This window comes from Nonomuraea sp. NPDC050783, from assembly GCF_040802095.1.
GTDB lineage: Bacteria > Actinomycetota > Actinomycetes > Streptosporangiales > Streptosporangiaceae > Nonomuraea.
In genome coordinates this window covers 57,901-64,439 of record NZ_JBFAHK010000038.1, presented here as the reverse complement: position 1 = coordinate 64,439, position 6,539 = coordinate 57,901, and the positions used below count along the sequence as shown (strand labels likewise).

The window sequence follows — 6,539 nt, the reverse complement described above, 5'->3', positions numbered from 1 at the left end:
CTCGGCGTCGACGCCTCCTACGCGCCGTTGTACCTGGCCCAGCAGAAGGCCCGCCGGCGGGCCCGCGGGGAAGCGCGCCACGAACCCGCCGCCCGCGTAGACCAGCGTCCCCTGGTGCAGGGTGGCGATGTCCCTGGCGATGGGCAGGCCGAGGCCCGCGCCGCCCGCGTCCCTGGCCCGAGCCCCGTCCAGCCGGGTGAAGCGGCCGAACACCGCCTCCCACTGCTCGAACGGTATCCCCGGCCCGTCGTCCAGCACCTCCAGTACCGCCTCGTCACCCTCGGCGCGCACCCGTACCCGCACGGTCGAGGCGGCGTGCCGGACGGCGTTGTCCACCAGGTTCGTGACCAGCCGGTCGAGGTGGGCGCGCGAGCCCTTCAGCACCACGTCCGGCTCGACGTCCAGCTCCACCCGCACCCCGGGCCGCCGCCCGGCCCGCAGCGCCTCCTCGGCCGCCACCTGGCCGAGGTCCAGCTCGGTGGCGCGCAGGGGCTCGCCCGCGTCCAGCTTGGCCAGCATGAGCAGGTCGGCGGCCAGGGACTGCAGCCGCTCCACGTCGGCCAGCGCCTCCCTCGTCAGGTCGGTGGGCGCGGCCAGCTCCAGCCGGGCCCGCAGGGTGGCGATGGGGCTGCGCAGCTCGTGCGCCGCGTCCGCGACGAACCGCTTGTGCCGCTCCACCGCCGTCTCCAGCCGGTCGAGGGTGCTGTTGACGGTGGTCGCCAGCGCCGCGATCTCGTCCTTCGAGCGCGGTACGGGCACGCGCTGGTGCAGGTCGCGGGCGGTGATGTGGGCGACCTTGGCGCGGATCGCGGCCACCGGGGCCAGCGCGCGGCCCACCGCGAGCCAGGTCATGGCCGCCACCACGAGCAGCACCGCGGGCACGCCGGGCAGCAGCGTGCCGTACAGCGTGCGCAGCGCCTGCTCCACGCCCTCCAGCGAGACGCGCGACCACAGCGTGGCGGGGCCGGTCACGGTGCTCACCTTCGCGCCGGCGATGGCGTACTCGCCGGGCGCGGCCCACTCCACGGGCCCCTCCTTGCCCGCGGTCAGCACGAGGTCGGGGTCCGTGACGGGAGCCGTCCGCCCGTCGCGCAGCTGTACCATGCCGCCCTTGCCGCCCTTGACGCCCTTCGGCTGTTCGGACTGCCCGGGCTGTTCGGGCTGCCCGTGCTGCCCGGGCTGTTCGGGCTGTCCGGCGGAGGCGAGCCGCAGGCTCTCGACGTACGGCACCGCCGCCACGGCCTTGCGCGCCGCCTCGGCGTCCGCGCTGCTCACCAGGCTGCCCCGCAGCACCACGACCAGCACCAGGGCGACGGTCCCGAGGACGAGCGCCACGACCAGCGTCGCCGCCGCCGTCGCCCGCACCCGCACCGAGGCCACCCCGGCCCCCGTCCATCCGCCGATCACGCCGCCTCCAGCCGGTACCCCGCCCCCCGGACCGTCACGAGCGTCGCCCGGCCGAAGGGCACGTCGATCTTCCTCCGCAAGGCGCTGATGTAGACCTCGACGATGTTCGGATCGCCGTCGTAGGAGAAGTCCCACGCCTGCGCCAGCAGGTCGCTCTTGGACACCACCTCGCCCGCCCGCCGCGCCAGCGCGTGCAGCACCGCGAACTCCTTGGGCGTGAGCGCGATGTCCGTCTCGCCCCTGCGGCAGCGCAGCCCGGCCGGGTCGAGCACCAGGTCGCCCACGCTGATCGACACCGGCCGCTCCCGCCCGCCGCGCCGCACCAGGGCCCGCAGCCGGGCCAGGAGCACCACGTACGAGAAGGGCTTGGACAGGTAGTCGTCGGCGCCGTTGTCGAGCGCCTCGGCCTCGTCGTAGATGCCGTCCTTGGCGGTGAGCATCATGATCGGCGTCCAGTCGCCGGCCTCGCGCAGCCGGGAGCAGAGCGCGTACCCGTTCATCCTGGGCAGCATCACGTCCAGGACGATCACGTCGTAGGTGTTCTCGGTCGCCATCCACAGGCCGTCGCGGCCGTCATGGGCCACGTCCACCGCGAAGCCCTCGCCCGCCAGCCCACCCTTGATGAGGTCGGCCAGCCGCTCCTCGTCCTCCACCAGCAACACTCGCACGAACCCAGCGTGCCCCGACCCACCTAAAGCCAGCCTGAAGATCCCTCCGGCCGCTTTCCCGCGACAAAACAGTAATCGTCAGGATATCTTGACGCTCATGACCCTGAAGATCCCCGACCTCGCCGGCCACGAGGGCTACGCCGCCCCGGTGCTCCCCGACGGCTCGACGGCCACCACCTCCACCGCCTTCACCAGGACGTTCGTCGGCTACCAGGCCGCCTGCTCCTGCGGCTGGACCGACCGCCGCCGCCACCCGCCCACCCCGGAGGGCACGAAGGAGGCCGAGTACCGCTGGTGGAGCGCCCACGCCGCCGCCCTCCTCGCCGCGGCCCCGCCGAGCTGGCTGGTCGTCAAGTCGAACCTGCTGCACGAGCAACTCGTCGGTCTCGCCGCCGACCGCCCCCTGGCCGCCCTCACCCTGCTCGCCCAGATGGAGACCTGGCAGCGCGCCCTGCTCGACCGCGCGGTCTCCGCCGCCCGCGCCTCCGGCGCCTCCTGGACGGAGATCGGCGACGCGATGGGCATCACCAAACAGGCCGCCCACGAACGCTTCCGCACCCACGCGACCTCCTCATGACCACTGAAACCGGGCTGACCTTCGCCTGCGGCCGGGACCTGACCGAGGATCGAAACTTCCTCCACTCCTGGCCCATCGGGTTACTCGGCGAGCTCGGTGAGATCGTCCCAGTGCATCGTCCAGCGCCGTATCCCCCGGGGCAGGTCACACTGAGGTCCATCGAGTTGGACGAAGGCAAGGCGACCGTCCCGCATGACGCAGGTGACCCGGCCGGTGTAACCGGTGATCAGGTGTCCGAGCGCTCGTGTCGTCATCGGGCTGTGTTCCATGCTGGAGATCACGACGCGGCACCCTTGCTGCTGCCACGGCATTCTGGCGTTCATGCCGTTTCCGCCGGTGCTTCGGCGGTCAACGCCGGTAGTGAGCGGGACGTGTGCAGTTGCGCGTGGCGGAGGGCGATTCGGTGGGCGGCCCGAACGGGTTCGACGGAGGGATGCCAGGTGTAGACGATGCGATGGCGTCCCTCATCCCATGTCGATCGCCACCAGTACCGCCCGCCGTGACACCAGACGACCAGCCCGACCCGGACGGACACCAGCGCCAGACCGTGGCCATGGTGAACGTCGGATGCGATGCGCAGGTGGGCCAACGCTCGCTGAAGCTGTACGGCCGAGATCAACCCGTCATCCTGCCCGGCCGCGTCTCCGGATTCGAAGCTGCCTTCTGACATGTCACCGAAGGTAAGGATGCCTTCGGCCGGTGAATCGCACGTCTTGTGCGATCGCTCCCCCTACGTGGCTGTGGTCATCCGTACGCGCCGTGCCAGCGACCGCAACGGCTCCGGGATCCGAGTGTGCGCCCGCAGAAGCCCGGTGACCGTTTCGCGGGCCATGGGGTGATACGCCGTGTGCTGCGGCGACAGCCGGTCGGCGCGCCTGAGCGAGTCGAGGGCGCGATCCGGCTTTCCGGCCATGAGCTGCACGCGGGCGAGATCGATGTAGTGATGGGAAGACCGTTCCGGAGAAAGGGTGCGAGGCGGAGCGAAACCTTCGTTCCGCCGCAAAGCCTCATCCGGGTCTTCCAGCTCGATAGCCGCTGCTATCTCATGAATGCGGACGTTGCTCGGGCCGAAGGAGAGGCCGTAATGGTCGGTGTCGCGCCCGATGCGGGACGCGTACTCGTGCGCGGCGTTCAGGTGATCCCAGGCGTCCCTTCGGCGTGGATGCATGCGGGCGGCCAGTATGGCGGACCGCAGGTGCATCGAGCCCGCGATGGCCAGACCCGGCTCGCTGCCTGAGACCAGCGGGTCGAACCTCTGGTGCGCCTGGTCGAGAAAGGTGAGCCCCGCGCGGTAGGCCGCCGAGGCGAAGAACACCTGGGAACGCTCTTCGGCGGCGTAGGCCAGCAACTCAGGATCGTCGGTCTCACGGGCCGCCTGCGTCGCGCGGTCCACGGCGACCGAGGTTAGATCCACATAGCCCAGACGGTAGGCGACGGACTTGGCCGCCACGAACGTGTGCATCAGCATCTCGGCCACGGCCCGGCGCCGCGCGCCCTGGCTGCTGTGCAGGACGGCGGACAACTCCTCGATCAACCCCGGCAGCCGCCTGCCCAGAGCGACGTAGTCGATCCGGTCCAGGAGGGCGGCGATCTCGCGCACCTCGTCACGGAGCACACCGAGCTCTCTCGGCTCTGCTTCCAGCTCGGGCGGCGCATCCCAATAGGTGAGAGCGACGCGGACGGCCGGGATGCCGGCATGCGCCTGGTCGGCCCGTCCGGTGGACCTGCGATAGGGCTGCCCGGTCAGCTCCATGACGTCGACGTGCAGCGCTCTGGCCACCGCGGCGATGAACCAGGGTGTCGCGGGCTTGCTGCCCCGCTCTACCTGCGACACCAGGCTCTTGGAGCAGGGGACCCGCTGGGCCAGGCCGTCCTGGGTCACCCCCGCGAGTTTGCGGGCTTCGGCGATGCGGGGGCCTATGCCTGCCTGGTCCAGGATCAGGATGCTCGTACCGACGGGGGTCATGGGCCCCACCCTTTCCGGGATCCGGCTGTCACCTCCCGACCAGCGTAGGCGGTGGCGGGCATCGAGGTGACTACTCGGAGCGAACAGATGGTGACTTCGTAGCGTCGTCAGGCAGGGGGCGATCACTCGTCGAACGACGGGTGCGGGCCCAGGGCCCAGTACTCGAACAGGCCGTGGCCGACGAGGCCGTCGTACTCGAAGCGGGCGACCGCGTCCACCAGCCCCCACATGCGGCCCGCGTCCTGCGGCAGCCGGTACGTCACCCCCTGCACCACCGGCTCCGGCCCCTGGTACATGCCGTGCCGCCAGTCCTGCTCCAGGCCGTAGCCGGTGCCGGCCATGAGGTGGACCGGCAGCACGGGGGTGCAGCGGATGTCGAAGGGCTTGCCGGCGGGCGGGGTGAAGATGATCGTGGCCTCGACGACGTCGCGGGTGCCGGGGGCGTAGACCGGGCGGTAGTCGGGGCGGCCCAGGTACTCCTCCCCGCGCCCGTCGGACCAGACGCGGACGGCCTCCTCCAGCAGGCGGCGGCCCCGCTCGTCCTCCTGGACGATGCAGAGGACGGCGTGGTCCTCGAAGCTCATGGGGGCGTAGAGCCAGTAGAAGGTGCCGGCGTTCCTGGACTGGATGCCGGCGGGCTCCGGCTCGCCGACCGGGCGGATGCCCCAGGAGCGGTCCCTGGTGCCCAGCCAGCGGTCCGGGGTGACGGGGATCTCCTCCTCGCCGATCCTGACGTGGCCGGACCAGCGGCCGGTCTGGGCGAGGCGGACCGAGTCGAACATCACCCGCTCCTGCCACCGCAGGAAGTGCCGGGGCTCCAGGGTGGCCGGGATGGTGCCCTCCCAGAGCAGGTCGAAGGAGAGGCCGTGCTCGTTCGGCTCCAGGACGACGCGCAGCCGCCTGAGCCCTTCGAGGACCTCGATCCGGAACGGGCCGACCCCGGTGTCCATCCGGTCCGCGCCCAGCTCGCGCGAGGCCCGCACCACGCGGTGCAGCCCGCCCCTGCGGGCCAGGGCGAAGGCGTCGGTGACGCCCAGGTTGGGGTACTGGCCGAGGCCGACGATCAGCATGAGCTCGTCGGTGCCGGCGTGGCAGTTGAAGTAGTAGCGGTCGTAGAAGTTGCGGTCGGAGGTGGCCACGTGCCGCATGACCTGGGCCGCCTGGTGGACGGGGTAGTCGTCGAGGGGTGACAGCGCCATGCCCGGGTTGTAGCAAGCGCTTGGTATAAGCGTCAACCCGCGCACGGAGAAGCGCCCCCGTGCCGGAGCACGGGGGCGCTTCCTCCCGACGGTGTCAAGACATCTTGCGCGAGGTCTCGTCCACCTTGTCGGACGGCGCAATCCTTTCCGTGGATCCCGTGACCCGCTCCGCCTTCTCGTTCACCCAGCGTGAGGCATCCGAGGCGGAATCCTTCATGTGCTCGGTCCACTGCTGGGCGTTGCGGCGGTAGGCCATGTAGCCGATCGCTCCCACCGCGAGCCCGGTCATCAGGACGAGCACGGGCCACCGTCGCGTACGGACCGGAGTCGGCTGGATCTTCCTGGCCGCGTTGGTCAGCATGGAGCTGACCTTGGGCGCGACCTGATCCTCGATCCCGTGCGCCGCGGAGATCAACCGCGGTGCAGCCCACGAGCGGGCGTCCTCGATCCGGTGCGTGGCGGCCAGCTTGGCCTGGTCGGCCATGGGCGCCACACGTTGGCCGGTGTTCACGGCCCGGGTCTTCACACGACCCATCCACGTGACGGGCATCTCCGTCACACGGCGCTTTCTCAGTGTCAGGGACACGACAACCTCCCCTGTCGTTGGGGTCCCGAGCCTGACCTTCCCTGGGTGAAGCAGTCCATTCATGGCTCTTCATGGGAGGATGGCTACGGCGGCCCTAAGGCCATAGTCCTCAAAACACCACAAAACCAACCCTGTG

At 70.8% G+C, this 6,539-nt stretch carries 8 protein-coding genes; 1 reads left to right on the top strand and 7 read right to left on the bottom strand.

The genetic code is table 11. The features are described 5' to 3' along the window. The coding region (locus tag AB0H75_RS47340; protein WP_367808104.1) for a sensor histidine kinase at positions 1 to 1,407 on the bottom strand (1,407 nt) is incomplete at its 3' end. Next, positions 1,404 to 2,075, bottom strand: a complete 672-nt coding sequence (locus tag AB0H75_RS47335) for a response regulator transcription factor (protein ID WP_367808102.1) — start codon at positions 2,073 to 2,075, stop codon at positions 1,404 to 1,406. The genes AB0H75_RS47340 and AB0H75_RS47335, both read right to left, overlap by 4 nt. A gap of 97 nt (positions 2,076 to 2,172) precedes the next feature. Here AB0H75_RS47335 and AB0H75_RS47330 point away from each other — a divergent pair, with 97 nt between their 5' ends. Then, complete coding sequence (locus tag AB0H75_RS47330; RefSeq protein ID WP_367808100.1) at positions 2,173 to 2,652, top strand: hypothetical protein; 480 nt, start codon at positions 2,173 to 2,175, stop codon at positions 2,650 to 2,652. Positions 2,653 to 2,732: 80 nt separating this feature from the next. Here AB0H75_RS47330 and AB0H75_RS47325 read toward each other — a convergent pair whose 3' ends face one another. The 5 genes from AB0H75_RS47325 to AB0H75_RS47305 all read right to left on the bottom strand — a co-directional run bounded on the left by AB0H75_RS47325 (position 2,733) and on the right by AB0H75_RS47305 (position 6,403). Beyond that, on the bottom strand, positions 2,733 to 2,975 hold the full coding sequence (locus tag AB0H75_RS47325) for a hypothetical protein (protein ID WP_367808098.1): 243 nt from the start codon (positions 2,973 to 2,975) through the stop codon (positions 2,733 to 2,735). Further along, positions 2,972 to 3,322, bottom strand: a complete 351-nt coding sequence (locus AB0H75_RS47320) for a hypothetical protein (protein WP_367808096.1) — start codon at positions 3,320 to 3,322, stop codon at positions 2,972 to 2,974. The genes AB0H75_RS47325 and AB0H75_RS47320 overlap by 4 nt, the downstream gene beginning before the upstream one ends. Positions 3,323 to 3,382: 60 nt before the next feature. Continuing rightward, positions 3,383 to 4,618, bottom strand: coding sequence for a helix-turn-helix domain-containing protein (locus AB0H75_RS47315; protein ID WP_367808094.1), 1,236 nt, complete (start codon positions 4,616 to 4,618; stop codon positions 3,383 to 3,385). Positions 4,619 to 4,740: 122 nt separating this feature from the next. After that, positions 4,741 to 5,817, bottom strand: coding sequence for a hypothetical protein (locus tag AB0H75_RS47310; protein WP_367808092.1), 1,077 nt, complete (start codon positions 5,815 to 5,817; stop codon positions 4,741 to 4,743). Positions 5,818 to 5,911: 94 nt separating this feature from the next. Next, positions 5,912 to 6,403, bottom strand: coding sequence for a hypothetical protein (locus AB0H75_RS47305; protein ID WP_367808090.1), 492 nt, complete (start codon positions 6,401 to 6,403; stop codon positions 5,912 to 5,914). Positions 6,404 to 6,539: the final 136 nt, after the last annotated feature.